Origin of the sequence: Herbiconiux moechotypicola (assembly GCF_024979255.1) — a bacterium.
Taxonomy (GTDB): Bacteria; Actinomycetota; Actinomycetes; order Actinomycetales; family Microbacteriaceae; genus Herbiconiux; species Herbiconiux moechotypicola.
On sequence record NZ_JANLCN010000004.1, the window covers coordinates 111,117 to 135,837 of the forward strand.

The following is a 24,721-nucleotide window of genomic DNA, read 5'->3' on the forward strand; positions in this document are numbered from 1 at the left end:
TCATGACCGTCTTCCACCACGCCGTGAGCGCGAGCATATCGCCCACCACGCCCCGCGTACAGGGCACATCCGGTCAGCTGGCCGCAGGGCTTCAGCGCCGCGTGGACTCGCCGACGACGAGCTCGACGGGCAGGGTGGCGCGGCCGCCCTCGCCACCGTTCATCATGGCCGCGAGGTAGTCGGTGGCGCGGGTGGCGATGGCCGCCCAGTCCTGCCGGATGGTGGTGATGGTGGGGGAGATCTGCCTGGTCCAGCCGATGCCGTCGTAACCGCAGATGAGCAGGTCGCCCGGCACGCTGCGCCCCGACTGCTGGGCCTCGAACAACCCGCCGACCGCGTGCATGTCGCTCACCGCGAACACCGCGTCGACGGTGGGGTCGAGCTCGAGCAGCTCGTACATCGCCGACTGCCCGCCGTCCATGCCGTAGACGTCGCCGACCACGTGCACGGCTTCGTCGGGCACACCGCGGTCGCGGAGCCCGGCGAGGAAGCCCTCGCGCCGCTCTTGGGTGGAGGGGAGGTAGCCGGCGCCGCCGAGCATCCCGAAGCGGGTGCCTCCGGCGTCGACCAGGTGGTGGGCGGCGGCCCGGCCGCCCCCGAAGCTGTCGGTGCGCACCGAGGCGCCGATGAGCGGGGAGTCGGCCGGCTCGTCGCAGGTGACGATCGGCACGGGGCTCGCAGTGAGCCGGTGCAGCCCCGACCGTGGCGGCCGGCTGGGCGAGACCACCACGCCGTCGGTGGTCTGAACGAGGCGCTCGAGGGCCTCGAGCTCCTTCTCGGGCTCGTAGTCGGAGCTCGCGAGCACGAGCGACCACTCGCGCCGCTTGCCCTCGCGCTCGAAGGCGTGTGCGAGCTCGGCGTAGGCGGGGTTGCGCACGTCGGGCAGCACGATGCCGACCGTCACCCGCTCGGTCTTGCGCGACCGGGCGGCCGACCCGCCGCGCGGGTAGCCGATGCGCTGGGCGGCCTCGACGACGCGCTCGCGCAGGGCTGCGCTCACGCCCCGGTTGCCCGAGAGCGCGTTGCTCGCCGTCGCGAGGCTCACGCCCGCCTCGGCCGCCACCTCTTGGAGGGTCGGAGTGCGCGAAGGGCCGTCCGAAGGCATCAGTGCATCACCATCCCGCCGGTGACGTTGATCGCCTGGCCGGTGAGGTACGCGGCAGCGTCGGAGGCGAGGAAGGCGATCACCCCGGCCACGTCGCCGGGCGTGCCGAGCCGGCCCACGGCGGTCTGCGACTCCCACCGCGCGATGTCGTCGGCGGTGCGGGTGTCGGCGCCCATCGCGGTGGGGATGTAGCCGGGGCAGACGCAGTTCACGGTGATGCCCGCGCGGCCCCACTCCAGGGCGGCCACCCGGGTGAGCGCCACCACGGCGGCCTTGGATGCGGCGTAGGCGGCTTCATCGACGCCGCCGGCTTTCGCGGCCATCGAGGCGATTGTCACGATGCGCCCCGCCGTGCCGGCCGCGAGCATCCGCCGGCCGGCCTCGCGCACCACCACGAAGGCGGCGCGGGCGTTGACGGCCTGCACGAGGTCCCACTCCTCGAGGGTGGTCTCGGCGAACGGGGTGATGCGCAGGATGCCCGCGGCGTTCACGACCACGTCGAGCCCGCCGAGGAGCGACTCGGTCTCGCCGACGGCGGCGATCAGGGCATCCGCGTCGGCGATGTCGACGGCGAGCTCGGCGACGACGGCGGGAGCGAGCGCGGAGGGCAGCGGCGCGCGGTCGAGTACGACCACCGCGTCGCCGGCCTCGGCGAAGCGCTGCACGATCGAGGTGCCGATGCCGCCGGCGCCGCCGACGACGAGCACGCGGCGGGCGGGGGAGACGCGGCTCATGCCGCGCCGCCGGGTGCGGGGTAGGAGAACCCGGCGAGCTCCACGATCGCCTCGGCGAGGCTCTGCGCCTGCACGGCGAGGGCCTTGGCCCCCCACTCGGCCGAGGCACCGGTCGGGTCGCCGATGACCCCCGAGGCCGAGAGGTCGTCGCTGTGCCAGGGGAGGGAGATCTCGCCGAACAGCGACACGTGCAACAGCCCGTCGAGCGCGCCGGCCACGGCGAGCCCGTCGGGCGCGGCCGACGGCAGGTGGACGGATGCGGGGTCGAGCGCCAGCATCACGCTGGTCTCGTAGAAGCCGGCGTGCACGTCGAGCTCGGGCCGCGGCTGGGCGGCGACGAGTCCGTCGGGCAGCGGCAGCACCGGCGCGTGGACCACGTAGGTGGTCACTCCGCTGTCGGCACGGATGTCGCGGGCGGCGACCCGTAGCAGATCGGGGTTGCCGCCGTGCGCGTTCACGAAGATCAGCGTAGCGATGCCGCTGGCGGCGATCGCGCGGCCGAGGTCGAGGCAGATCGCGAGCAGCGTGGTCGACGACAGCGACACCGTGCCCGGCCGGCCCGCGTGCTCGGGGGAGAGGCCGTAGGAGAGGGTGGGCAGCAGCCACAGCGGCGGCGCCCCGTCGATGCCGCCCGCGAGTGTGACGGCGCGCTCGGCGAGCGCGGTGGCGATCACCGAGTCGGTGTCGATCGGCAGGTGGGGCCCGTGCTGTTCGACGGCGCCGATGGGCAGCACCGCGACGCCGCCGGCGGCGGCCAGCCCCGCGACCTCGGGCGAGCGCATCGACGCCGCCATCTCAGAGCCCCAGCAGGAGGCGTGCCTCGGCGCGGTCGGCGCCGCCGTCGTACACGCCGCGCGAGGCCAGCGACTGCGCGGTGGCGCCCACGGTGCGCTCGCCGCGCGCCCACATGCAGGCGTGCTCGGCGGTGAGGTGCACGAGCACGCCCTTGGCGCCGAGGGTGCTCGACACGGTCTCGGCGATCTCGTCGGCGAGCCGCTCCTGCATCTGCGGTCGGGCGGCGAGCACGCGGATCATGGCGTCGAAGTCGCCGATGCCCGCGAGCATGCGGTCGGGCAGGTAGGCCACCGAGATGATGCCCTTGAAGGGCAGCAGGTGGTGCTCGCAGATGGAGGAGTACGGAACGTCCTTCACCGACACGGGGCCGGGGTAGACGCCCTCGATCGGTTCGCCGCCGCCCAGCGCCTTCGCGGGGTCGCCGCCGAGGCCGGAGTAGAGGTCGAGGCCGGCGTAGGCCACGCGGCGCGGGGTGTCGAGCAGAGTGGGGTGGTCGACGTCGAGGCCGATCGCGGCCATGTAGTCGCGCACGGCGCGCTCGGCGGCGAGGAGGTCGGGGGCGGAGGCGGTGGCCATCGTGGTGCCTGCTTTCGTGGTTCTGAGCGGATGCTCGGGGTGGAGCGTGGGGTGGAGCGGGTCGGTCTCGGGGCGAAGGAGGGCGGTCAGTGGAACAGCAACTGCGTCGCCCGGTCGACGTAGTGGTGGAACTCGGGGGTCGACATGAGGTCGATGGTGCGCGGCCTCGGCAGATCGATCTCGATCACCTCTTTGATGGTGCCCGGTCTCGGGCTCATCACCGCCACGTAGTCGGAGAGGAAGACGGCCTCCTGGATGCCGTGGGTGACCATCACCGTGGTGGCCTCCTGCTCCATCCAGAGCCGTTGCAGTTCGAGGTTGAGGCGCTGGCGGGTCATGTCGTCGAGCGCTCCGAAGGGCTCGTCGAGAAAGAGCACGCTGGGGCGCAGCGCCAGGGCGCGGGCGATCGACACCCGCTGCCGCATGCCGCCGGAGAGCTGCCACGGCTTCGCGTCGGCGAAGCTCTCGAGGCCCACGAGGCCGAGCAGCTCGCTCACCCAGGCCTTGTCGACCGGCACGCCGGCCACCTCGAAGGGGAAGCGCACGTTCTTCTCCACGCTCCGCCAGGGCAGCAGCGCGTGGTCTTGGAAGGCGACGCCGAGCGACTTCTCCTTGCGCAGCTCGGCGGGGCTCAGGCCGTGCACGGTCGCCTCGCCGCTGGTGGGGGTGTCGAGGCCGGCCAGGATGCGCAGGATCGTCGACTTGCCGCATCCGCTCGGACCGAGCAGTGACAGGAAGGAGCCCTTCGGCGTCTGGAGGTCGACGTCGGAGACCGCCTGCACGGTGCCCGCGCGGGAGGTGAAGCTGCGGGTGAGTGCGCTCAGCTGAACGCCGGTGTCGGTCATCGGGAGTCTCCTCGGCGGGCGAGTGCGGATTCAGGGGGGAAGCGGCCGGCGAGCACGAGCCGCTCGAGCAGCACGACGAGGCCGTAGGCGGCGAGGGCGAGCGCGATGGTGGTGGCCACCAGGGTCCAGAGCAGTCCGTAGTCGGAGTACGACTTGCTCGTGAGCAGGTTGGCGCCGAGCCCCTCGAACGAGAACAGGAACTCGTAGAGCGTGGCGGCCGAGACGGTGGCCGGTGCCGCGATCTTGAGCCCCGCGAACAGGTAGGGCAGGGCCGAGGGCAGCTGCACCGAGAACAGCAGGCGGAGCCGGCCGCCGCCGTAGGCGCGCACCAGGTCGACGGTGTCGCCGCCGGCGGCACCGAGTCCGGCGCCGACGTTCATGAGCAGAGGGAAGAAGGTGACGACACCGGCGATGACCGCTGCGGTCACCACGCCCGAGCCGAACACGGCGTAGACGACGGGCGCCATAGCGATGAGCGGCACGGTCTGCAGCACGAGGGCGATCGGGAGGAAGGTGGCCCGCACCGTGCGGGACACCGACATGACGACCGCACCCACGAGGCCGAGCGACACCCCGAAGGCGAGGCCGACACCGGCGTGGAAGAGGGTGACGCCGATCATCGGCAGCAGTTCCGCCCGGCGCTCGGCCGCGGAGGCGGGGTCGAAGGCTCCGTCGACGAACAGGTAGTTCCACACGTCGAGGGGGGTCTTGGTGAGGTAGGGGCTCACATCGGTGAGGGTGATGGCGAGCTGCCAGCCGGCCAGCAGCACCACCAGGGTGACGAGGGTGGTGAGCAGGGTCACGGCCCAGCGGGGGAGTCGGCGCGCGCTCATCGGAGGCCTCCCGTGCTGCTGTGGGCGGTCCACGGTGCGAGCCAGCGCGCGGCCAGGGCGATCACACCGTAGCCGAGGGCCGAGACCGCGGTGGCCAGGATGGCGATCGCCCACATGCCCACGAAGTCGCCGGCGTACTGCTGCGAGATGAGCAGGCGCCCGGCGCCGGAGTCGACGCCGACGGCGAAGAACTCTCCCGTCATGGCGCCGAGGAAGGCGGCGGGCGCGCCGATCTTGAGCGCCGAGAGGAGGGCCGGGATGGCGGCGATGATGCGCACTTTGCGGATGGCCGTGAGGGTGCCGCCGCCGTAGGCGTGCACGAGGTCGAGCTGGCCGGGCGTGGTGGCCCGGAGACCGAGCAGCACGCCGATGATCATGGGGAACTCCACGGCGAGCAGGGCCAGCACCACACTCACGGCGCGGCTGCCAGGAGGGGAGAGCAGCACCACGATGGGGCTGATGGCGGCAACGGGCACGCAGGCGGCCACGACGCCGAGCTGGGTGGCGAAGGCCTCGAGCCGGGGCAGCAGGAGCACGAGCACACCGAGGGCGAGCGCCACGGCGATGGCGATGAGGTAGCCGGTGAGGGCCGCGCCGGCGGTGGCTCCGATGCCGGCCCAGTAGGCGGGGTCGACCAGGTCGGCGGCGACCCGCTCGAAGGCGGCGAGGGGAGGGGGCACGGCGCCGTAGCTGCCGTTGGGCCGGGTGAAGGCGAACACGGCCACGAGCTGCCAGACGACGAGGATGACGAGGAGTCCGCCGAGGCCCAGCAGGGCGGGCGCGAGTGCGCTGCGGCGTGTCTGCATCGGATGCTCCTGGGTGGACGTGCGGTGGATCGGGCGGTGCGGTGGTGCGAGGTGGATCGGGTGGTGCCGGATGCGGGGGTCGCCTACGAGGGGCGACCCCCGCATCCTGTCACGGTTGCGGCGGACTACTGCTGCGGAACCTCGAAGCCCGGGATGAGCTCGGGGTTCTCGTCGTAGACCTCCTGCAGCAGCGAGAGGTCGAACAGCGAGTCGGCGCTGGTGTCGATGCCGGCGGCGGCGAGCGAGCTCACGGCCTGGTCGGCGAGGTCGGACGAGATGGTGAAGATGCCGTTCGCGACGGTCTCGTCGGTGAGCATGAACGACGGCAGCACCGTCGCCGAGCTCAGCTGCAGGGCCGGGTCGAGGTCGTTCTCCGAGCCGCCGTACTCCATGGCGATGTCGGCGATGCCCTGCGGGCCGTCGGTGAGGGCGGTGTTCCAGCCCTCGATGACCGACTTCATGAGGGCCTTGACGGCCTCGCGGTCGTTCTCGAGCGCATCCGTCGACACCACGACCGCGTCGCCCATCTGGGCGTAGCCGGCGTCGGAGAAGCTCAGCGTGACGGCGTCGCCGCCCGCGGCCTCGACGGCCAGCGGGTAGTTGGTGAGGAAGCCGATGAGCGCGTCGACGTCGCCGTTCATGAGCGGGTCGATGCCGTTGGGCACCGACACGAAGGTGACGGTGTCTTCGGGCAGGTCGTTGGCGCGCAGCACGGCCTCGACGGCGAGCTTGCCGCCCGCGTCGACGCCGATGGTCTTGCCGGCGAGGTCGTCGATCGACGAGATCGGGTTGCCCGCGAGCGAGACGAAGCCCACGGGGCTCTTCACGAACTGGGCGCCGATGATCTTCAGCGGGGCGCCGTCCTCGATCGCACCGGTGACCCCGGTGAGGTCGGAGGCGAGGCCGATCGTGGCCTGGCCGGCGAGCACGCTGTCCCACGAGTTCGTGGTGCCGCCGCCGGCGATGATGTCGACCGAGTCGAAGCCGTTGTCGGTGTAGTCGCCGTCCTGGTCGGCGTAGAAGTAGCCGGCGAACTCGTAGTTCTTGATCCAGCTGAGGGCGATGCCGGCGTCTCCGAAGCCGTCGGCGCTCGCGGTCGACGTGGCTGCCGGTGCGCTCGATGAGCAGGCGGCGAGCACGGCGGCCAGGGCGAGGCCGGTGGCGGCCGCGGTGAGGCGGCGGATGCGGCGGGCGGGGCGGGGGGAGCGAGTGGGTGAGGTGGTGCGGGTGATTGTCATGAGACCTCCATCGTGATCGCGGGACCTCGGCAAACGTAAACCTTTTACGTTTCGTGAAATCGCTTCTATATTTCACGCATGTTACCGATCGTAGACTGGCTGCGATGACTGCTTCCTGGCCCATCCTGCCCGTCGACTCCTGGACGCCCACCCGGGAGACGCTGCACCTGTTCACCCAGATCGTGGGCAAGATCCGTCTGGTCGCGAGCCCGCCCGTGAACCATTGGTGGCACGTCACGCTCTACGTCACCTCCCGCGGGCTCAGCACCGGTGCCGTGCCGGTCGACGGTGGTCTGCTCGACATCGAGTTCGACTTCGTGGGGCACCGCCTGGTGCTGCGCACGAGCTGGGGCGGCAAGGAGGCCTTCGCGCTGGCCGGGCTCTCGGTCGCCTCGTTCTACGACCAGGTCTTCTCGGCGCTGCGCCGCCTCGGCGTCTCGGTGAGCATCCGGCCCGTGCCCAACGAGGTCGAGGTGGCCATCCCGTTCCCCGACGACACGCAGCACGCCTCCTACGACCCGGAGGCGGTGCACGCCTTCTACCGCCAGCTCGTGCTGGCGGACGGACTGCTGCGCCGCTTCCGCTCGGAATTCACGGGCAAGGCGAGCCCGGTGCACTACTTCTGGGGCGCGATGGATCTCGCCGTGACGAGGTTCTCGGGCCGCCCCGCCCCGCTGCACCCCGGTGGCGCACCGAACTGCCCCGACAGCGTGATGCACGAGGGCTACTCGCACGAACTCTCGAGCGCGGGGTTCTGGCCCGGTGGGGGCGCGGAGGGCGCCTTCTACTCCTACGCGTATCCGGCGCCTGAGGGGTATGCGGATGCTGCCGTGCCCGACGGGTCGTTCTTCAGCGAGGCGTACGGGGAGTTCCTGCTGCCCGTCGAGACGGTGCGAGTCGCCGACGATCCCGACGTGCTCGTGCTCGACTTCCTGCGCGCCACCACGGCTGCGGCCGAGGGCCTCGCGGAGTGGCCTCGCGCCTGACCCGGCCCGGCTCAGGCCGGGGCGAAGGTGGTGCTCGGCGGGGTGACGATGACACCCTTGCGCAGGATGACGTTGGCGTAGACGCGCTGCTCACTCGTGCGCACCACGAGGCGGGCGTTGCGCGCGCGGTCGTAGAAGGCGAAGCGCTCGAGCGCCACGAGGCGGTCTTCGGGCGCGGCGGCGGCGCCCCGCAGAGCCGGATGCACGACGGGCTCGGGTGCGCCCTCGGCTCCCGCCATGAGCAGCGCCGAGGGCCCTTCGCTGAGGTCGAGCGGGATGACCGTCCGGATGGCCGCCACTGCGGTCGGGGCGTCGCAGCCCGGCAGCTCCACCACCGTGGCTCCCGAGCTGTAGGCGGGGTAGTTGCCGTCTACGACGACGAGTTCGTCGCCGTGGCCCAGCCGGTCGAGCTGCAGCAGCAGATCGCCGCTCAGAACGGGGTGGACGGTGCTCAGCATGGTTCTCCTTCGAACGTGGTGCGGCGACGGTGCGCTGGGGTGGCGCCGCGGTGTGGCGCTGCGGTGGGCCCGCTCACGCCTCGAACACCACCGTCTCCCAATCGTCGAGCCCGGTCAACTCCACCACGCCGTCGACGAGGGGCAGCGGCACGAGCACCCCGTCCACCACTCGCCCTGCGGTGCGGGCCTCCCGGGGAGCCGTGAGGCGCATCCGCCCGATGCTCGCCACGTCTTCGACGGCGGCCGGCTGGTCGGCGCCGTAGAGCGACAACCGCGCCACCGGTCCTCCGGTGATGAGGTGGGCGACGATGCTCGTGCCCAGGCGGCGCAGCACCAGCTCGGTGTTGCGGTGGGTGCCCTCGATCTGCACCGGAGCATCCGCCCCCGGGCCGGCAGCCCGTCGCACGAGCGCGTCGAGCAGCCTGCGGTACCCGTCGTGCCCGAGCCGCGCGTGGTTGTTGCCGAGCCGGGCGGCCGACACGATCACGCGCCCCGCGCCGAAGCGGCGTTCCACCACGGCCGGCCGGGCAGGCCCGAGGCCGGCGGCGGGCTGGTTGTTGTGCCAGTAGTGCTCCTCATCGGTCTCGAGCACCGGGTCGACGGCGGTCAGGAGGACACGCGCGTCGGGGTCGAGCACGTGCAGTTCGGCGAGCCGGCCGTAGTGGGGCAGGGGCACCGTCCCCACCTCGGCGGCGAGTGAGTCGTCGACCGCGGAGAGGTAGGGGTAGGTGGCCGGGCGGAGAGCGCCGAAGCGCACGCCGAGCACGTCGTCGAGCGGCGAGGCGCCCGACTCGAGCAGATCCCCTGTGGCATCGCGCACGGCGGTCGGGCCGGTCACGAGCAGTCCGCCCCCGGCGGCCACGAACCCGCGGATGGCCTGTGCCTCCTCCTCGTCGAGGCTCAGGGCGTCGGCGAGCACCACCACCCGGTGGCCGTCGAGCCGGGCCAGCGACCCCGCGCGCTCGTCGAACAGGGTGACGGGCAGGTGCGACTCCACCAGGGCGCGGTACGTGCCCGTCACCGCGGCCACCAGGTCGCTCGGCGAGGAGCGGGGCTCGCTCGGCGGGAACTGGGCCGACTGCTCGCCGATGCTCGGGTTCTCGGGGGCGCCGAGCAGGCTCTCCAGGTCACGCGAGCGCTGGCTCACCGAGAGCGCCGCGTAGCGCACCGGTTCAGCGCCGTCGAGCCAGGGCGCGCGCTCGGCGATGCGCTCGAACACGGGCCCGAGCCGCCGGTACACCTCGGGTTCGACGGCGCCCGTGGCGGAGGGCTGGTCGTCGAGCGACACGGCGGCGCCGTGCGCGGCCACGGTGAACGCCTCGAACCGCAGCTGCGCCTCCGAGCGCAGCGTGAAGTCCCAGGTGTGCACGAACCGGCTCACCAGCACCTCGTGCGGCCGCTCGAGCACCCCGGCGCGGATGTAGCTCGAGGCGAAGCTCGGAAACCCGAGCCCGTGCCAGTCGGTGTAGCCCTCGCTCGACCCGATGTCGGCCAGCGCGAGATGCTCGGTCGAGAGCCCGATCACGGCGTCGACGAAGGTGGTGGCGTAGAAGTTCGGGATGAGCGCCGCCTCCGGCCGCACCTCGGCCAGCACCGCGCGCTGCTCGGCGAGGTAGTCGAACAGCGTCTGCTGCGAGAAGTGCACGAGGTCGAGCCAGCCGGCGTCGTCGCGGCCTTCGGGCAGTGGATGCCCGTACTCGGCCTCGAACGCGGCGGCGCAGCGGGTGCAGACGCAGGGGCCGGCGGTGAGGATGTCGCTCCACAGCGCGTCGATCGGGTAGCGGCTCGCGATCTCGCGCACCTGGTCGAGCGCGTAGCGGCGGTAGCCGCTGCGCAGGCACAGGGCGGGCCAGCGGCCGGTGCTGCCCCGTGAGCCGGCGGGCACGAGCGCCCAGTCGGGATGAGCGCCCGCGGTCGCGGTGTCCCACATGTTCGAGAAGTAGGCGATCACGCGCATCCCGCGGCGGTGTGCGGCCTGCAGCTGCTCGCCGAACAGGTCGCGCCCGGCCAGGGCCGAGTGCGCATGCCCGATCGTGGTGGGGTAGTAGGCATTGCCGTACTGGCACTTCGCGAAGAGCACGACGGAGTCGACCCCCGCGTCGGCGAGCAGCTGCAGGTCGTTCTCGGGGTCGACCTCGCTCAGCAGGGGGAAGGCGGGGTCGGCCGCGGCGCCCCTCTGGTGCGGGTCGTTCCAGTCGGGGGTGTGCGAATCGTAGAACACGCGCCGGCGCGAGGTTGCCCACCAGTCGCGGGAGGGCGCGGTCACGGCCGAGGTGCTCTCGGCGGTCAGGGGCGAGAGGGGAGCGGTCATCGTGTGGGCCGTCCTTTCGTGGGGTGGTCGTCGATGACGAGGTCGGTGTCGACGACGCGATCGTCGTCGGTGTCGAGGAGACGGCGCAGCCAGGCGAGGCGCTGCCGTCGGGCCAGGAGGCTCGTGCGGGCGCCGGGCACGAGCCAGTCGAAGGCGTGCACGGCACCCGGATGCACGTGCACCTCCACCGGCACACCCGCGTCGCGCAGACGGTCGGCGAAATCGAGGTCGTCGCGCAGAAAGAGGTCGGCGTCGCCCACGTCGAGATAGGCCGGCGAGAGCCCGGCCAGGGAGGTGGCGCGGGCCGGTGCGGCGTACTCGTCGGCCGTGCGGCCGCCCAGATAGGCGCTCCACGCGAGTGCGTCGAGCCTGGCGTTCCAGACGGGGGCGTCGTCGGGGCGCCGTGCGGGACGGTCGTCGAGCATCGGGTACAGCAGCTGCATCCCGGCGATGCTCGGCCCACCGCGGTCGCGGGCGAGCAGCGCCAGACCCGCCGCGAGGCCACCGCCCGCGCTGGCGCCCGCCACCACGACTCTGTCGGCACGCTCCGCCAGCCACACCAGTGCGGCGAAGCAGTCGTCGAGGGGCTCGGGGTGTCGGTGCTCCGGACTGAGCCGATATTCTGCCGTGATCACCGGCACCCCGAGGTCATGGGAGAGCGCGGCGCAGAGGGCATCGTCGCCCGCCGCGCTCCCGAGCATCATTCCGCCGCCGTGCAGCCACAGCACCGCCCCCGCCGCGCGGAGGCCGGCGGGCCAGCCGCCGCGCGTGCCGTGATCGGCGAGACCGTGCACCCGCAGTTCCAGCGGAGTTTCGCCGGAGCGCGGCAGGTGCACCACGAGGGGTGCCCTGCCTCTCTGCGGCTCGTGGACGGTATCTGCCGCGAGCTCGGCGTCGAGGGTGCGCACGAGCTCCACCGTCAGCTCACCGTCGGGCAGGTGAGCTGCGAGAGTCCACTCGCAGGCGTCGACGAACTCGGGGTCGATGGCCGCGATGCGGTCGACCCCTGTCTCCGCGCCCATCAGCCGGCCCGTCGCATCCGGTCGTCCCTGCCGATCGTCGAGCCGGCCGAACGGGTCGCGCTCGCCGCCTGAGCGCTGTCGATCTCGTCGAGGAGGGCGCCCGCAGCGGCCGCGCCGAACGCGGCCAGCAGCACCGGCACCACGAGAACGAGCACGCCCGCCGTGGCGACGATCGCGAATCCGCTGAGGCACCCGAGGGCGAGCAGGGTGAGAGCGGTCGACGGTCGGTAGGCCGCGAGGATGATCGCCCCGCGCCACGCGGTCAGCCCCCGTCGCTCACGCACCGCTCCGTAGGCCAAGGCGAGCGGAGCGAGAACCGCGACTCCGGCACCTATTCCGAATCCGGCATACATCACCGCCCCGCCCGCGGCGATCACGGCTGCCACGACCGCGGCGCCGGCCGCCAGGGTGAGCCCGAGCATGAGATCGAGCCGGAGGGCCTCACGCACCAGAGGCTTGCCGCCGGTCACCACGAGTGCGCCGTACCGGGCCACCCCGGTCAGCCCGATGAACGCGGGCGCTATCGCGATCACCACGATCCACCACGGCGCCGCGACAACCGCCGACAGCACGCCCGGCAGCAGACTCGCCGCCCACAGGGCTCCCACGGCGAGCACCCGGGGCAGCTCCCACCACACCCGCCGCGCGCTCCGCGCCAGCATCGCCTGCAGCGTCTCCGGCTGCAGCCGCGCGTCCGCACCGGACCCTCGGCCCGCGCCGCGCGCATCCGGGGCATCCGCGCCCCGCGCATCCCGCCCACCGATCAGCTGCGACATCAGAGCTTCAATCCACTCGAGGCGATCGACTGCACGATGGAGCGCTGCGCGATCAGGAACACGATGAGCACCGGGATGATCGCGAGCGTGATGCCCGCCGCGATCGTGCCGAGCGACCCGGTGGAGAACCGTCCGGCCAGCAGCACCAGGCCCACGGGGAGCGTCTGCGTCTCGGTGTCGTTGATCATGACCAGCGGCAGCAGCAGGTCGTTCCACCAGTAGGTGAAGGTGAGGATGCCGAGGGTCGCCAGCGCGGGCCCCGACAGCGGCAGCATCACTTGGAAGAAGGTGCGCACGTGGCCCGCCCCGTCGATGGTGGCCGCCTCTTCGAGCTCGCGCGGCAGGCTCAAGAAGTGCTGCCGCAGCAGGAAGATGCCGAACGCGCTGAACACCCCGGGGAGGATGAGCGACCACAGCGTGTTGGTGAGCTGCAGCTTCGACATCACGAGGAACAGCGGCACGATCGTGACCTGGATGGGGATCATGAGTGACCCGATCACCACGGCGAACGCGATGCCCTTGCCCGGGAAGTCGAAGCGGGCGAACGCGTAGCCGGCGGTGGAGCAGGTGATGAGCTGTGCCGCCGTGATGGTGGTGGACACGATCAGCGAGTTGAGGATGAACCGGAAGTACGGCACCTGCGTCGCCACCTTGCCGAAGTTCTCCAGCGTCGGGTCGGCGGGGAAGAGGGTGGGCGGCAGCTGGTAGAGCTCCGCGTCGGTGGGTGAGATCGCGCCGCGGAAGATCCACAGGAACGGGGCGATGATGGCCAGCGCGGCGATGCCGAGCACGGCGAAGACGAGGATGCGCGAGAGCACCGTGGCGGTCGTGGTTCTCATTGGTAGTGCGTCCACTTCTTCGACACGCGGAACTGGATCGTCGTGAGCACGATGAGCACCACGAGCAGGGTGAGCCCGACCGCCGAGGCGTAGCCGAGGTCGAACGCGCCGAACGCGAGGTCGTAGATGTACTGCACGATGGTGCGGCTGGCGTCGCCCGGCCCACCGCCCGTGAGCACCTTCGGCTCGGCGAAGAGCTGGAAGGCGCTGATGGTGTTGATGACGAGCAGGAACAGCACCGTGGGGGAGAGCAGGGGGAGGGTGATGCGGAAGAACCGCTGCCACGCGTTCGCCCCGTCGACGATGGCCGCCTCGCGGATCTCGGTGGGGATCGACTGCAGGCCGGCGATGTAGATGAGGATGGAGAAGCCGACCGTCTTCCACGACGACACGATGATCACCGAGATGGGCGCCCAGAAGCTGGAGCCGAGCCAGTCGATGCGGTCGATGCCGATGAGGCCGAGCCAGTAGTTCACCAGTCCGAGGTCTTTGTTGAGCAGGAAGCGCCAGATGAGCGCCACCGCCGACGACGACACGACGAACGGGAAGAGGAAGGAGAGCCGGAAGAACCCGCGCAGCCAGTTCGGCATGCGCGTCTCCAGCAGCACGGCGAGCAGGAGCCCGATCACCACGTTGACGGCCAGGATGACGACGGCCATGAAGGCGGTCGAGCGGTACACGTCGGCCAGGCGGGTGTCGGAGAACAGGCGCACGAAGTTGTCGACGCCGATGAAGGTGCCGTCGGAGAGCAGGTTCCAGCGGAAGAAGCTCAGCACCACCACGGCGATGCTCGGCGCGAACACGAAGATCGCGAAGGCGATCAGCGACGGGGTGAGGAAGGCGACGGCCGCGCGGGTGTCGCGGGTGCGGCGGTTGCGGCCGGCTCGCCGGGGGCGACGGATGCGCGGGCTACCCGCATCCGCCGCCCCGGCCGGGCTACCGCTCGGCTGGGCGCTGCCGCCGGCGGCGAGGCCGGCGTCACGCTCCACGGTGAGTCTCGTCATGTCAGCTGCAGGTCACGATCGACTCGAGCTCGCCCTGCATCGTGGCCAGGCCTTCGTCGACGCCGACCTCTCCGGCGAAGATGAGCTGCAGGTTGCGAAGCACAGCGGCCTCGTACTCGCTGTAGTTCGTCGGCGCCGGGTAGGGCACGAGGGTGTCGTAGTCGTCGATGCTCGCGTAGAACAGGTCGGAGTTCACCGGGGGCACACCCACCTCGCTGATGGTGTCGGCCGCCGCGCGGAGCGACGGGATGGAGTCGCCGGGCGCCTCGGGGGTGCCGACGATGGCGTTCTGGATGTCCTCGCTCACCGTGAACTTCTGGAACTCCCAGGCCAGGTCGGGGTTGGCCGACGACTTGAGGATGGGGTAGCCGGCCCCGCCGAACACCGTCTTGTAGGTCTCGCCGGTGGGGTAGAGCTGGATGTCGAACGCGGTGAACCCGGCCGGCACGAAGGTGCCGATCGGCCAGCGGCCGGCGCCGAACATGGCGATGGTGCCGTTCTGGAAGCGGGTGAACACGTCGCTCATGGGCATCGGCGCCGGGGCGATCTTCTTCTCGATGAGCTCGTTCAAGAAGCCCACCGCCTCCGACACCTCGGGGGTGTCGACGGTCGGCGTGCAGACCGCGTCGTCGGTGAGGTTGCCGCCGGCGTTCGCCACCCACGGCATGATGCCCGGGAAGATCTCGTTGCTGGCCCAGGTGAACCCGTACTGCTCGGGCTCGCCGTCGCCGTCGGTGTCTTTCGTGAGGGCGGCCGCGGTGGCCTCGAAGTCGTCCCAGGTCCAATCGGCGCTGGGCGCCTCCAGGCCCGCTGCCGCGAATACGTCGGTGTTGTAATAGACGACCATGTCGTTCCACTGGTTGGCGAGGGTGACCACCTGCTCGTCGACGGTGAAGCCGGCGATGAGACCCGGCGCGATGCCGTCTTGGATGGCCTGCGCATCCGGGTCGTTCTCGAGGTAGTCGTTGATGGGCAGGATGAGGTCGTTGTTCGTCACGAACTGGGCTCCCTCGCCCGAGATGAGCATGAGGTCGGGGCGGTTGCCCGCGGCGATCGAGGTGGCCACGTTGGCGTAGTAGCTGCCCCAGTTCTCGCCGGCCACCGGGGTGAGCTCGACGGTCACGCCGGGGTTCGCGGCTTCGAAGCCCTCGGCGAGGGCCTTGTTGTTGGCCTGGGCGGCGGGCCCGTAGTCCCAGAACGCGACGTTGAGGGAGTTCGAGTCGGCGTCGCTGCCGCCTCCGGCGCTGCAGGCGGTCAGGGTGGCTGCGGAGATCGTTGCGGCGATCGAGAGTGCGGCCAGTTTTCTCGTGGTGCGTTTCATCGTGGGGGTACATCCTCTCCGTTGAGAATCGGCTGCACTCAGTGAATCGCATGAAATCGGTTTCGTCAAGCCGTGTCGGCGTGGCGCAGAGAATTGCGCGTCACCCTTTGTTCATAAGGGTGAAACCGATTCCGTGAAGGGTGCTGACCGACGGTCGTCGGCGAGGTGCGGGATGCGCGTCAGCGCGCGGCGCGGCGGGCCAGTTCGGCGCGCAGCACGACGGTTCTCGCCGGCTGCGTGTCGCCCGCGATGCGGTCGAGCAACAGGCTCGCGGCGGTGATGCCGAGGTGCCTCGCGGGGAGTCGCACCTCGGTGATGGCCTCGGGGGGCAGGGTGCTGAACGGCAGCTCGCCCACCACGGCCACGCCGAATTCGGGCGGGGTGATGCCCGCGGCGGCGAGGGCCTGCAGTGCGCCCACGCCCATGAGGTTGTTCGTGGTGACCACCGCATCCGGAGGTTCGCGCAAGGCGAGCAGCTCGTTCATGGCGGCGCGGCCACCCTCCACGCGATAGTCGGCGTGGCGCAGCAGTGACTCGAAGCCCGGCTCACCGCGGCGGCGCATGGTGGTGCGCCAGCCGAGGCCGCGCTCCTCGGTGTCTTCGAGGTCGAGTGGGCCCGCGATGCAGGCGATGCGGCGGTGGCCGGCGTCGAGCAGGGCGGTGGTCGCCCAGGTGCCGGCGGCGCGGTTGTCGACCATCACGGAGTCGATGTCGAGCCCTGTGTTGCGGTCGACCGCCACCACGGGGCGGCCGCGGTCGGTGAGGTGGCTGATGTCGCCGTCCTCCGCGGCCGGGGCGAGGATGACGCCGGCCATGTCTTCGGAGTTCGCGATGTCGAGGTAGCGCGTCTCTTTCTCGGGCTCGTCGTCGGTGTTGCAGAGCACGATCGAGAAGCCGGCCTCCTGGGCGCGGTCTTCGACCCCGCGGGCGAGCGCGGTGAAGAAGGGGTTCTCGATGTCGGGGATGAGGAGCGCGATGAGTTCGGAGCTCTGCGTGCGCAGGCGTTTGGCCGAGCGGTTCGGCGTGAAGTGCAGCTGCGCGGCGGCGGCGCGCACCGAGCTCACCTTCTCGGGAGACACCGGATGCCCGTTGAACACGCGGGAGACGGTGGCCGGTGAGACCCCCGCCAGGGTGGCGACCTCGTAGATCGTGGACATGCAGACACCCTAGTGCGGTGAAATGGATTTCACCGCATTCGGCGGTGGCGAGGGCGCGCCGTCACCGCCGCTGCCGGTGTGCCGCCCGTGGGTCAGGGGGTCGGGTCTGTGGGCGGGATGGTGGCGTCGGGCGTGGGTGCGGCCGTGGCGGTGGCGCGACGGCGGCGGAGGCCGGTGATGACGAGGATGGTGCCGAGCGCGAGCACCACGACGACCGCGAGCGGGATGACGGGGACCGCGAGCACCCCGAAGCTCCGCGACTCGGCCGCGATCGGGGCGCCGCCGATGCCGACTCCCTCGGGTGTGATGTCGACCTGCCCGCTCAGCCAGAGCAGCGCGGCCACGCCGTCGAGACGCTGCTCCACATCGATCGTCGAGCCCGGCAGCACCTCGGCGAGCTGTTCCTCGCCGGTCGTCGATGCGGCGATGCCGAACGGCCCCGCCACTTCGAGGGCGGAGGTAGCGGTCGCCCTGGTGTTGCCCGTGTTGGTGAGCGTGTAATCGATGGTGACCGAGCCCATCCCCACCGGGTTCCACATCCCGGAGTAGTCGACCGACACATCCGAGATCTCGACGGCCGGGGCGAACTCGCCGTCGACCCGCAGGTAGACGCGGCTGCCGAGGCGGCGATCGACCTGTACGGTGGCGCCCGCGGTGTCGGTGCGCACCGAGGAGATGATGCCCGCGGGATGGTCTCCCGGCGTGGCGTGGTCGGGCACCTCGATGCGGAACGGCACCGCCACGCTCTCGCCGGGCTGGAGAGTGAGCGAGTCCAGGCCCAGGGTGATCCAGGTGCCGGCGTCGGTGGAGGGCGTGCCTGCCGGGAGCAGGTCGATGCCGCCCTCGCGGGTGGTGAAGGCGTCGGCGGCGTACACGTCGAGGGTGAGGGCCGTGGCACCGGTGTTCGTGATCTCGAAGGAGTCGTCGATGACGGCTCCCGGCACGAGTGAGTAGTCGAAGTGCGAGCGGTCGGAGGCCAGCTCGGTGTCGGCCGGGGCGACCGCCCAGCTCGGGCCGGTGGTGGCGGATGCGGGGGTTGTGGTGGACGCCGGGGTCGTGGTGGCTGCGGCCGGGGTGGCTAGGGCGAGGCTCGACATCGTGAGGAGCGCGGCGGCGGCGAAGGCCGCGCGAGGTGTGATGCGGAGGGCGGAGCGGGTCATGGCGGTGTCCTGGGTGAGAGACGGCGGGTGAGGAGTGGGGGCTGCCGTGGGTGCGGCGCGAGGGGGGCGGAGGTGGGGCGTCGTGGCGGTGGGTTGCGGGAGTGAGAGGAGTGCGGTGGCGGGTGACGGGTCGCGCGAGTGAAGACGGATGCGGTGGCGGGTGGCGGTTGGCGGGATGCGCGCTGTGCGCTCGGAGGTCGTGAGGTAGGAGGGGCGGCCCGGACGCGGCGGAGCGGGGTGGGACCGCTGTGCGACCCCACCCCGCCGTGATGCGTGCTGGATCAGCTCAGCGCGGTGATGGTGAGGGTGGAGGTGTAGTCGCCCGCCGGGGTGGTGGTGGGGATCACGAGCTCGAGCTCGGCGTCGATCGTGGCACCCGAGGCAGCGGTGCTCGAGGCGAGTCCTGCCGAGGTGGCCAGACCGGTGCCGCCCTGTAGGGCGGGGTCGACCGCGGCGCCCTCGACGACGCTCGGGCCGGCGGCGCTCACGCTCGGGGTCCAGCCCAGCGCGTCGGCGCCGAAGCTGCTGCCGGTGGAGGTGAAGTCGCTCACCTGGCCGGCGATGCTCCAGCTGTAGGCCGAGGTGCCGCCCGCGCGGGTGTCGGTGACGGTGATCGACGGGATGTCACCGGTCGCCACGAAGGTGCTGCCGGCCTGGGTGGCGGTGCCGAGCGAGACCGCCGCGGAGTCGGCGAAGGTCCAGCCGAAGCTGCCGCTCTCGGGCTCGACGGTGGCCTGAGGCACCGTCACCTCGAGCTCGACGGAGTCGGCGGGAACCTCGGGCTCCGGGTCGACCGGCTCCTCGGCGGCGTCGAGCGTGTAGGCGACGGCGAGCGGCGTGGTGGGCTTCGCCGCGTCACGCGAGCCGCCCGAGCTGTACCAGTAGCTCGACTGACCGGTGAGGTTCTGGAAGTCGACGAAGCTCTGCGGGAACGATCCCCACGAGGTGCCCGTGGTGCTCTGGGCGGTGCTCGAGGTGGTGATCGCGACGCCGAGGTAGTCGGGGGTGACGGTGAGGCCGTCGTTGTCGACCGAGGCGCCGGTGATGTCGGCGAGCACGATCTCCTGGCCGGCGATCGGCACCCACTGGGTCTGGTCTTCCATGCTCGTGCCGTAGCCGCTGGCCGTCGCCGTCAGCGTGCCGTTGCCGGCGGCGTCGAGCGAGAGCACGGGGTCGGTGGCGGTCCAGTACGTCATGCCGCCGTAGAAGGCGACGGTGAACGAGCCGGTCCACTCGATCTCCACCGAGCCGTCGGCGGCGGCGCTGCCGGTGCCGCCCACGAACTCGACCTGGTTGAGCGAGAGGGAGGTGGTGGAGAAGGGCGTCACCGCGGTGCCGGCGGGGGTCTGGCACTTGGTGGCCCAGCTGGCCTCGACCTTCTCGTTGGCCGCGTTGGGCTTCACGATGGTCACGTTGCCGGCGCTCGAGGCGTAGAAGCCGTCGGCCTCGGTCCAGGTGCGGCTGCTGCCGGTGTTGCCCGCGGTGCCTGCGCTGAGGAAGTTGCAGCCGCCGGCGTAGGCGCCACCGCCGGACTCGCCGTTGAGGCCCCAGGTGAAGGTGGCGTCGGTGATGGTGCCGGCGTCGGGCGCGGCCTGGGCTGCACTGGCGCCGACGAGCGCTGCGCCGGTGGCGAGCGTCGTCGCAGCGAGAGCGGCGACCGTACGGCGCAGCATGGGTCGGCTGCGGCGCGAGGTTGCTGTATGCACTGTGATCCCTTTCGGAGTCGGTTAATAAGGTAAGGCAAACCATAGTAAGGTTGCCCTAACTTAATCCAGTCTCCGGGAGCGAAAGGGTGCGGATGCGGTCGCTCGCTGTGGTGTTCGCCCTGGTGTTGGCGGTGGCCCCGGTCTCGGCGGCCCCGGTCTCGGTGGTGCCCGACTCGGGTACGGCGCGGCTCGGATACACCGCATCCACGGCCGTGGCCGGCGAGCAACTCGAGTTCGCGGGCAGCGGTTTTCGGGGCGGAGAGTCCGTCGTGGTGGTGCTCGACGAGGGGGTGGCCGAGAGCGACCCCGTCGTCGCGGGCGCCACGGGTACCGTCTCAGGCACGCTGACGCTCCCAGTCGAGCTGCGGGGCGGCACCCATGTGCTCTCGGCGACGGGCCTCGGCTCGGGCATCGCGGCGGTCACCGAGGTCGCCGTCGAGGCTTCCGAGTTCGCGGCGCCCCTCGTCGCCGAACCGGCGCCCGACCAGGGCGTTCCGTCGTGGGTGTACCTCGCGGCCGTGCTCGCCGTGCTACTGGCGGCGCTCGCCGTTCTCGTCGTGGTGCCGGTTCTCGTGGTGCGAGGAGTCCGCACCCGCCGCCGGAGGCGCCGCGCATCCGCGGTGTGACCACCGGATCCTGGGGAACGCGCGAGGGCCGCCACCTCCTCGCGCGAGCGAAGGGGTGACGGCCTGGCGTGCGCGAACGCGCCTCAGTACATCGCGGCGCCCGAGGCGGCCGCGATGATGGAGAAGATGCTCACGATGAACCCGAGCACCGTGAGCGCGGCCCCCACGATGATGCCGATGAAGGCGAGAGAATTCTTGACGCCGACCCGCTTCGACTGCGTGTAGGCGACGGCGCTGATGATGAGGCCGATGAGCGGCGCGAGGATGGCCACCACCAGCCCCACGATGCCGAGGGTCTTGCCGGGGTAGTCGGTTCCGGCGGCGGGACGGGTGAGTTCGCTGGCGCTCATCGGTGCTCCTTGAGAGTAGGGATTGAGAGTAGGGATCGGGTCGGATCGCCGTGGCCGTGGGCCTCGGTGCACTCACTGTCGCACCGACTTCTCTCACCCCGTGATGAGTAGTTTCTGCCTAGAGACGCGCTACTTGAGGAGCCGCGACAGCACCCGATCCGCGAGCGGCTTTCCTCCGGTCTGGCACGTGGGGCAGTACTGCAGGCTCGAATCGGCATAGGTCACCTGCCGCACGGTGTCGCCGCACACGGGGCAGGCCTCACCGGTGCGCCCGTGCACCCGCAGGTTCGATTTCTTCTCCCGCTTGAGCTCCGACGCCGCCAGGCCGTCCGCCCGCGCCACCGCCTCCCGCAGTGTGGTCTGCATCGCCTCGTAGAGACCCGCGGTCTCCTCCGGCGTCATCGACGCGGGCTTGAATGGCGACATGCGCGCCACGTGCAGGATCTCATCGGAGTACGCATTACCGATCCCCGCGATGAGCGACTGATTACGCAGCACCCCCTTGATCTGCGCCCGCCCCGCCGACCCCAGGATGCTCGCGAAGACCTCCTCGGTGAACTCCAGGGAAAGCGGGTCGGGCCCCAGGCGGGCGATGCCAGGTACCTCCACCGGGTCGCGCACCAGCCAGATGGCGAGACTCTTCTTCGTGCCGGCCTCGGTGATGTCGAGCCCCGCACCGGCCACGCCCACCCCGTCGTCGGCGAGCACGAGCCGTGCGGCGAGCGGGCCGGAGCCCGGCCTGCCGCGCGGTGGGGGCGGCGGGCCCTCGCGCCACCGTATCCACCCCGCCCGCGCGAGGTGGATCACGAGGTGCAGGCCCCCGATCTCCAGGTCGAGGAACTTGCCGTGCCGCGTCACGTCGTTGACACGCAGCCCCACCAGCGCGCTCACCGGCGGATCGAACGTCTTCAACGCGGCGAACGACACCGGCACGAACGCCTCCACGGTGCGCCACCGCAAGCGCGCACCCAGATCGGCGACCAGCGCGGTCACTTCCGGCAGCTCGGGCATGGGGCCATTATGGGCCCCGCCGCCACCTCCCCGGTCGGATTCGGGAGGAGAATCCGGCTACCCTGCCCCGCTGAGCGGCCGAGCCCCCGGATTCTCCTCCCGAACTTCGACGCCTAGACGCCGACGCGCCTACAGGATGTAGAGCATCTCCTGGTAGGTCGGCAGCGGCCACAGGTCGTCGGCCACGATCTCCTCCAGCGCATCGGCGGCCGCCCGCACCGCTGACATGGCCGGCAGCAGCTCCTCCCGGGCGTGGGTGGCCTCCGCGAGCGTCGACTCGTCCTCGCCCTCGTGCCCGAGCGCCGCCTTGAGCGACCCCAGCGCCGCGCGCAACGCCCCCAGGTCTGCCGTCACGTCCTCGAGCGCCGAGAGGTCGGCCTCCACGCCCGCTGCCCTCAGTGCCGCCACGTTCGCCGCCAGCTCGGTCTGGTACCGCACCCCCGCGGGCAGCACCACGGTGGTACCCATCTCGAGCGTCAGCCGCGCCTCCACCCCGATCGTGAGCGCGTACTGCTCCAACCCGATCTCGTAGCGCGAGTGCATCTCGCGCTCGTTGAACACCCCGTACTTCGCGAACAGCTCGATCGCCTTCGGTGTGATGAGCTCGGGCAGCGCGTCGAGCGTGGTCTTGAGGTTCGCGAGACCGCGCTTCTCGGCCTCGATCGGCCACGCATCCGAGTACCCGTCGCCGTTGAACACCACGGCACCGTGCTCGGTGATGATCTCGGTGAGCAGTTCCTGCACCGCGGCGTCGAAGTCGAGCCCGTTGGCCACAGCGCTCTCGAGCTTCGTGGCGATGTAGTCGAGCGAGTCGGCCATGATCGTGTTGATCGTCACCATCGGCCCCGACACGGTCTGCATCGACCCCGGCGCCCGGAACTCGAAGCGGTTGCCGGTGAACGCGAACGGGCTCGTGCGGTTGCGGTCGCCCGGGTCGGTCGGCAGCTGGGGGAGGGTGTCGACCCCGATGGTCATGATCCCCTTGCGCTTCGACGAGGTGGCCGGGCCCTTGGCGATCTGCTCGAACACGTCGGCGAGCTGGTCGCCGAGGAAGATCGAGATGATGGCGGGCGGCGCCTCGTTGGCGCCGAGCCGGTGGTCGTTGGTGGCCGAGGCGACGGATGCGCGCAGCAGCCCCGCGTAGAGGTGCACGGCCCGGATGACGGCGGCGCAGAACACGAGGAACTGCGCGTTGTCGTGCGGGTTGTCGCCCGGCACGAGCAGCGAGCCGAGCTGCGAGTTGCCGAGCGAGAAGTTCACGTGCTTGCCCGAGCCGTTGACCCCGGCGAACGGCTTCTCGTGAAAGAGGATCTCCATGCCGTGCTTCTTCGCCAGCGTCTTGAACGTGGTCATGAGCAGCTGCTGGTGGTCGGCGGCGATGTTGCCGCGCTCGAACATCGGCGCGATCTCGAACTGGCCGGGGGCTACCTCGTTGTGCCGCGTCTTGGCGGGGATGCCGAGCTTGAACAGCTCCCGCTCGGTGTCCATCATGAAGCCGAGCACGCGCTCGGGGATGGCGCCGAAGTAGTGGTCGTCGAACTCCTGACCCTTCGGGGGCTTCGTGCCGAACAGCGTGCGCCCGGCGTTCATGAGGTCGGGGCGGGCGAGGAAGAAGTGCCGGTCGACCAGGAAGTACTCCTGCTCGGGCCCGCAGAACGACACCACGTGCTCGAGATCGCTGTGCCCGAACAGGGTGAGGATGCGCTCGGCGTGCTCGCCCATCGCCTGCTGCGAGCGCAGCAGCGGGGTCTTGTGGTCGAGCGCCTCGCCGGTCATCGACACGAAGACGGTCGGGATGCACAGGGTGTTGCCGTTGGGGTTCTCGAGCACGTAGGCGGGGCTCGTCACGTCCCATCCGGTGTACCCGCGGGCCTCGAAGGTGTTGCGCAGCCCGCCGTTCGGAAAGCTCGACGCGTCGGGCTCGCCCTGGATGAGCGTCTTGCCGGCGAACTCGGCCAGCGCGGTGCCGTCGGGGGTGGGCTCGAAGAAGCTGTCGTGCTTCTCGGCCGAGAGGCCGGTCAGCGGGTAGAACACGTGGGCGTAGTGGGTGGCGCCCTTCTCCAGCGCCCAGTCCTTCATGGCGCTCGCCACCGCATCCGCCACCAGGGGGTCGAGCTTGGCGCCCTTCTCGATGGTGGCCATCACCGACTTGTAGACCGACTTCGGCAGTCGCTTCTGCATCACCGACTTGCTGAACACGTTCTCGCCGAACACCTCACCGGGTGCCTCCGACTCGTCGAAGCTGTGCGCCGGGGGCACATACGCCTCCACGTCGCGGATCGCCTGCATGCGGACGGTGTTGCCACTCATGACTGCCTCCTCGCGCGGCCTCTCGGATCCGCTGCTGTGCGGGGGCCGCTGGGCTCAATCTAGGGATGCGCTGTGGCGGGCGTGTTTCGGGCGTGTGACGGTTGGAATCCGCGGAATCACGCGGATCGGCGGGGGTGTGGATGCGGCGTCCCGCGTTCAGGGGACAGTCGGTCGAGTCTCAGACCGGCCGGGATGCGCGGGCGCTCAGGGCAGGATGCGCAGGGTGTTCTCGGGGTCGAGTCGCTGCAGCAGCACGCCCATGATCTCGCCGAGCTGGTCGAGCTGCTCGGGGGTGAGGAGGTCGACCACGTGCTCGCGCACGGTGTTCACGTGTCCGGGTGCGGTCGCGACGACCTTCTCCCAGCCCGCGTCGGTGAGGTGCGCGTTCGTGGCACGGCGGTCGCCGGGGCATGGCACCCGCTCCACGAAGCCGCGCGCCTCGAGGCGGCTGACCACGTGGGAGAGGCGGGGGAGGGTGGAGTTCGTGGTGGCGGCGAGGGCCGTCATGCGCAGCACGCGCTCGGGGCTCTCGGAGAGCTTGGCGAGCACCAGGTACTCGAAGTGGGTCAGCTGGGCGTCGCGCTGCAGCTGCGAATCGAGCACGGGTGGGAGGAGCTCGGCCACGGCCTCCAGCTGGATCCAGGCGCGCAGCTGCTCGGGGGTCAGCCAACGCACCTCATCCATGTGTCGATTCTACTTGTTGTGACAACCAAAGAGGCGTATGGTTGACGCATTAATAGTTGTAGCAACAA

General features: G+C 71.0%; 24 protein-coding genes. 2 read left to right on the plus strand and 22 right to left on the minus strand.

Features of this window, described 5'->3' with window-relative positions; all coding sequences use genetic code 11:
- Nucleotides 1-91 precede the first annotated feature (91 nt).
- The 8 genes from N1031_RS07650 to N1031_RS07685 all read right to left on the minus strand — a co-directional run bounded on the left by N1031_RS07650 (nucleotide 92) and on the right by N1031_RS07685 (nucleotide 6,932).
- Nucleotides 92-1,105, minus strand: a complete 1,014-nt coding sequence (locus N1031_RS07650; RefSeq protein ID WP_259479023.1) for a LacI family DNA-binding transcriptional regulator — start codon at nucleotides 1,103-1,105, stop codon at nucleotides 92-94.
- The gene (locus N1031_RS07655) at nucleotides 1,105-1,839 is read right to left on the minus strand and encodes an SDR family NAD(P)-dependent oxidoreductase (protein WP_259479024.1); all 735 of its coding nucleotides are present in this window, start codon (nucleotides 1,837-1,839) and stop codon (nucleotides 1,105-1,107) included. Before N1031_RS07655 ends, N1031_RS07650 begins: the two co-directional genes overlap by 1 nt.
- On the minus strand, nucleotides 1,836-2,633 hold the full coding sequence (locus tag N1031_RS07660) for a creatininase family protein (protein ID WP_259479025.1): 798 nt from the start codon (nucleotides 2,631-2,633) through the stop codon (nucleotides 1,836-1,838). Before N1031_RS07660 ends, N1031_RS07655 begins: the two co-directional genes overlap by 4 nt.
- Before the next feature lies 1 nt (nucleotide 2,634).
- The gene (gene folE, locus N1031_RS07665; protein ID WP_259479026.1) at nucleotides 2,635-3,210 is read right to left on the minus strand and encodes a GTP cyclohydrolase I; all 576 of its coding nucleotides are present in this window, start codon (nucleotides 3,208-3,210) and stop codon (nucleotides 2,635-2,637) included.
- Between the two features lie 86 nt (nucleotides 3,211-3,296).
- A complete protein-coding gene (locus N1031_RS07670; protein WP_259479027.1) occupies nucleotides 3,297-4,055 on the minus strand; it encodes an ABC transporter ATP-binding protein in 759 nt (252 codons plus the stop codon).
- Nucleotides 4,052-4,888 (minus strand): ABC transporter permease, encoded by an 837-nt coding sequence (locus tag N1031_RS07675; RefSeq protein WP_259479028.1) that lies wholly within the window; start codon nucleotides 4,886-4,888, stop codon nucleotides 4,052-4,054. Before N1031_RS07675 ends, N1031_RS07670 begins: the two co-directional genes overlap by 4 nt.
- Nucleotides 4,885-5,694: an ABC transporter permease gene (locus N1031_RS07680; RefSeq protein ID WP_259479029.1), complete on the minus strand. Its 810-nt coding sequence runs from the start codon at nucleotides 5,692-5,694 to the stop codon at nucleotides 4,885-4,887. Before N1031_RS07680 ends, N1031_RS07675 begins: the two co-directional genes overlap by 4 nt.
- Before the next feature lie 125 nt (nucleotides 5,695-5,819).
- Nucleotides 5,820-6,932, minus strand: coding sequence for an ABC transporter substrate-binding protein (locus N1031_RS07685; protein ID WP_259479030.1), 1,113 nt, complete (start codon nucleotides 6,930-6,932; stop codon nucleotides 5,820-5,822).
- Nucleotides 6,933-7,036: 104 nt separating this feature from the next.
- On the opposite strand from N1031_RS07685, the gene N1031_RS07690 reads away from it, so the two are divergent.
- Entirely contained in the window at nucleotides 7,037-7,918 is an 882-nt protein-coding gene (locus N1031_RS07690; RefSeq protein WP_259479031.1) for a DUF5996 family protein, read from the plus strand.
- A gap of 11 nt (nucleotides 7,919-7,929) precedes the next feature.
- On the opposite strand, the gene N1031_RS07695 is transcribed toward N1031_RS07690, so the two are convergent.
- From N1031_RS07695 to N1031_RS07740, 10 genes are all read right to left on the minus strand, one after another.
- A complete protein-coding gene (locus tag N1031_RS07695) occupies nucleotides 7,930-8,376 on the minus strand; it encodes an RbsD/FucU family protein (RefSeq protein ID WP_259479032.1) in 447 nt (148 codons plus the stop codon).
- Between the two features lie 73 nt (nucleotides 8,377-8,449).
- Complete coding sequence (locus N1031_RS07700; RefSeq protein WP_259479033.1) at nucleotides 8,450-10,687, minus strand: alpha-L-fucosidase; 2,238 nt, start codon at nucleotides 10,685-10,687, stop codon at nucleotides 8,450-8,452.
- Nucleotides 10,684-11,709: an alpha/beta hydrolase gene (locus N1031_RS07705; protein ID WP_259479034.1), complete on the minus strand. Its 1,026-nt coding sequence runs from the start codon at nucleotides 11,707-11,709 to the stop codon at nucleotides 10,684-10,686. The genes N1031_RS07700 and N1031_RS07705 overlap by 4 nt, the downstream gene beginning before the upstream one ends.
- Entirely contained in the window at nucleotides 11,709-12,485 is a 777-nt protein-coding gene (locus tag N1031_RS07710; protein ID WP_259479035.1) for a hypothetical protein, read from the minus strand. The genes N1031_RS07705 and N1031_RS07710 overlap by 1 nt, the downstream gene beginning before the upstream one ends.
- Nucleotides 12,485-13,324 carry a carbohydrate ABC transporter permease gene (locus N1031_RS07715; RefSeq protein WP_259479036.1) on the minus strand — a complete coding sequence of 280 codons (840 nt, stop codon included), beginning with the start codon at nucleotides 13,322-13,324 and terminating at the stop codon, nucleotides 12,485-12,487. Before N1031_RS07715 ends, N1031_RS07710 begins: the two co-directional genes overlap by 1 nt.
- Nucleotides 13,321-14,328 carry a carbohydrate ABC transporter permease gene (locus N1031_RS07720; protein ID WP_259479037.1) on the minus strand — a complete coding sequence of 336 codons (1,008 nt, stop codon included), beginning with the start codon at nucleotides 14,326-14,328 and terminating at the stop codon, nucleotides 13,321-13,323. Before N1031_RS07720 ends, N1031_RS07715 begins: the two co-directional genes overlap by 4 nt.
- A 1-nt stretch (nucleotide 14,329) precedes the next feature.
- Nucleotides 14,330-15,649: an ABC transporter substrate-binding protein gene (locus N1031_RS07725; protein ID WP_259479038.1), complete on the minus strand. Its 1,320-nt coding sequence runs from the start codon at nucleotides 15,647-15,649 to the stop codon at nucleotides 14,330-14,332.
- A 179-nt stretch (nucleotides 15,650-15,828) separates the two neighbouring features.
- Complete coding sequence (locus N1031_RS07730) at nucleotides 15,829-16,806, minus strand: LacI family DNA-binding transcriptional regulator (protein WP_259479039.1); 978 nt, start codon at nucleotides 16,804-16,806, stop codon at nucleotides 15,829-15,831.
- Between the two features lie 92 nt (nucleotides 16,807-16,898).
- Nucleotides 16,899-17,966, minus strand: coding sequence for a DUF916 domain-containing protein (locus N1031_RS07735; RefSeq protein WP_259479040.1), 1,068 nt, complete (start codon nucleotides 17,964-17,966; stop codon nucleotides 16,899-16,901).
- A 281-nt stretch (nucleotides 17,967-18,247) separates the two neighbouring features.
- Nucleotides 18,248-19,639, minus strand: a complete 1,392-nt coding sequence (locus tag N1031_RS07740) for a hypothetical protein (RefSeq protein WP_259479041.1) — start codon at nucleotides 19,637-19,639, stop codon at nucleotides 18,248-18,250.
- A gap of 125 nt (nucleotides 19,640-19,764) precedes the next feature.
- On the opposite strand from N1031_RS07740, the gene N1031_RS07745 reads away from it, so the two are divergent.
- On the plus strand, nucleotides 19,765-20,298 hold the full coding sequence (locus tag N1031_RS07745) for a hypothetical protein (protein WP_259479042.1): 534 nt from the start codon (nucleotides 19,765-19,767) through the stop codon (nucleotides 20,296-20,298).
- Nucleotides 20,299-20,381: 83 nt separating this feature from the next.
- Here N1031_RS07745 and N1031_RS07750 read toward each other — a convergent pair whose 3' ends face one another.
- The 4 genes from N1031_RS07750 to N1031_RS07765 form a co-directional block, all read right to left on the minus strand.
- Nucleotides 20,382-20,648, minus strand: coding sequence for a hypothetical protein (locus tag N1031_RS07750; protein WP_259479043.1), 267 nt, complete (start codon nucleotides 20,646-20,648; stop codon nucleotides 20,382-20,384).
- Between the two features lie 129 nt (nucleotides 20,649-20,777).
- On the minus strand, nucleotides 20,778-21,659 hold the full coding sequence (locus N1031_RS07755) for a DNA-formamidopyrimidine glycosylase family protein (protein ID WP_259479044.1): 882 nt from the start codon (nucleotides 21,657-21,659) through the stop codon (nucleotides 20,778-20,780).
- Between the two features lie 129 nt (nucleotides 21,660-21,788).
- Nucleotides 21,789-23,969, minus strand: a complete 2,181-nt coding sequence (locus N1031_RS07760; protein WP_259479045.1) for a glutamine synthetase III family protein — start codon at nucleotides 23,967-23,969, stop codon at nucleotides 21,789-21,791.
- Between the two features lie 204 nt (nucleotides 23,970-24,173).
- Nucleotides 24,174-24,653, minus strand: a complete 480-nt coding sequence (locus tag N1031_RS07765; protein ID WP_259479046.1) for a MarR family winged helix-turn-helix transcriptional regulator — start codon at nucleotides 24,651-24,653, stop codon at nucleotides 24,174-24,176.
- Nucleotides 24,654-24,721: the final 68 nt, after the last annotated feature.

Bases quoted from the DNA above. Each gene is read 5' to 3' on its own strand.
- N1031_RS07695 (WP_259479032.1), bottom strand. From the start codon at position 8,376: ATGCTGAGCACCGTCCACCCCGTTCTGAGCGGCGATCTGCTGCTGCAG.
- N1031_RS07740 (WP_259479041.1), bottom strand. From the start codon at position 19,639: ATGCTGCGCCGTACGGTCGCCGCTCTCGCTGCGACGACGCTCGCCACC.
- N1031_RS07650 (WP_259479023.1), bottom strand. From the start codon at position 1,105: ATGCCTTCGGACGGCCCTTCGCGCACTCCGACCCTCCAAGAGGTGGCG.
- N1031_RS07705 (WP_259479034.1), bottom strand. From the start codon at position 11,709: ATGGGCGCGGAGACAGGGGTCGACCGCATCGCGGCCATCGACCCCGAG.
- N1031_RS07680 (WP_259479029.1), bottom strand. From the start codon at position 5,694: ATGCAGACACGCCGCAGCGCACTCGCGCCCGCCCTGCTGGGCCTCGGC.
- N1031_RS07655 (WP_259479024.1), bottom strand. From the start codon at position 1,839: ATGAGCCGCGTCTCCCCCGCCCGCCGCGTGCTCGTCGTCGGCGGCGCC.
- N1031_RS07750 (WP_259479043.1), bottom strand. From the start codon at position 20,648: ATGAGCGCCAGCGAACTCACCCGTCCCGCCGCCGGAACCGACTACCCC.
- N1031_RS07765 (WP_259479046.1), bottom strand. From the start codon at position 24,653: ATGGATGAGGTGCGTTGGCTGACCCCCGAGCAGCTGCGCGCCTGGATC.
- N1031_RS07700 (WP_259479033.1), bottom strand. From the start codon at position 10,687: ATGACCGCTCCCCTCTCGCCCCTGACCGCCGAGAGCACCTCGGCCGTG.
- N1031_RS07670 (WP_259479027.1), bottom strand. From the start codon at position 4,055: ATGACCGACACCGGCGTTCAGCTGAGCGCACTCACCCGCAGCTTCACC.
- N1031_RS07720 (WP_259479037.1), bottom strand. From the start codon at position 14,328: ATGACGAGACTCACCGTGGAGCGTGACGCCGGCCTCGCCGCCGGCGGC.
- N1031_RS07690 (WP_259479031.1), top strand. From the start codon at position 7,037: ATGACTGCTTCCTGGCCCATCCTGCCCGTCGACTCCTGGACGCCCACC.
- N1031_RS07745 (WP_259479042.1), top strand. From the start codon at position 19,765: ATGCGGTCGCTCGCTGTGGTGTTCGCCCTGGTGTTGGCGGTGGCCCCG.
- N1031_RS07660 (WP_259479025.1), bottom strand. From the start codon at position 2,633: ATGGCGGCGTCGATGCGCTCGCCCGAGGTCGCGGGGCTGGCCGCCGCC.
- folE (WP_259479026.1), bottom strand. From the start codon at position 3,210: ATGGCCACCGCCTCCGCCCCCGACCTCCTCGCCGCCGAGCGCGCCGTG.
- N1031_RS07675 (WP_259479028.1), bottom strand. From the start codon at position 4,888: ATGAGCGCGCGCCGACTCCCCCGCTGGGCCGTGACCCTGCTCACCACC.
- N1031_RS07760 (WP_259479045.1), bottom strand. From the start codon at position 23,969: ATGAGTGGCAACACCGTCCGCATGCAGGCGATCCGCGACGTGGAGGCG.
- N1031_RS07685 (WP_259479030.1), bottom strand. From the start codon at position 6,932: ATGACAATCACCCGCACCACCTCACCCACTCGCTCCCCCCGCCCCGCC.
- N1031_RS07730 (WP_259479039.1), bottom strand. From the start codon at position 16,806: ATGTCCACGATCTACGAGGTCGCCACCCTGGCGGGGGTCTCACCGGCC.
- N1031_RS07735 (WP_259479040.1), bottom strand. From the start codon at position 17,966: ATGACCCGCTCCGCCCTCCGCATCACACCTCGCGCGGCCTTCGCCGCC.
- N1031_RS07710 (WP_259479035.1), bottom strand. From the start codon at position 12,485: ATGTCGCAGCTGATCGGTGGGCGGGATGCGCGGGGCGCGGATGCCCCG.
- N1031_RS07715 (WP_259479036.1), bottom strand. From the start codon at position 13,324: ATGAGAACCACGACCGCCACGGTGCTCTCGCGCATCCTCGTCTTCGCC.
- N1031_RS07725 (WP_259479038.1), bottom strand. From the start codon at position 15,649: ATGAAACGCACCACGAGAAAACTGGCCGCACTCTCGATCGCCGCAACG.
- N1031_RS07755 (WP_259479044.1), bottom strand. From the start codon at position 21,659: ATGCCCGAGCTGCCGGAAGTGACCGCGCTGGTCGCCGATCTGGGTGCG.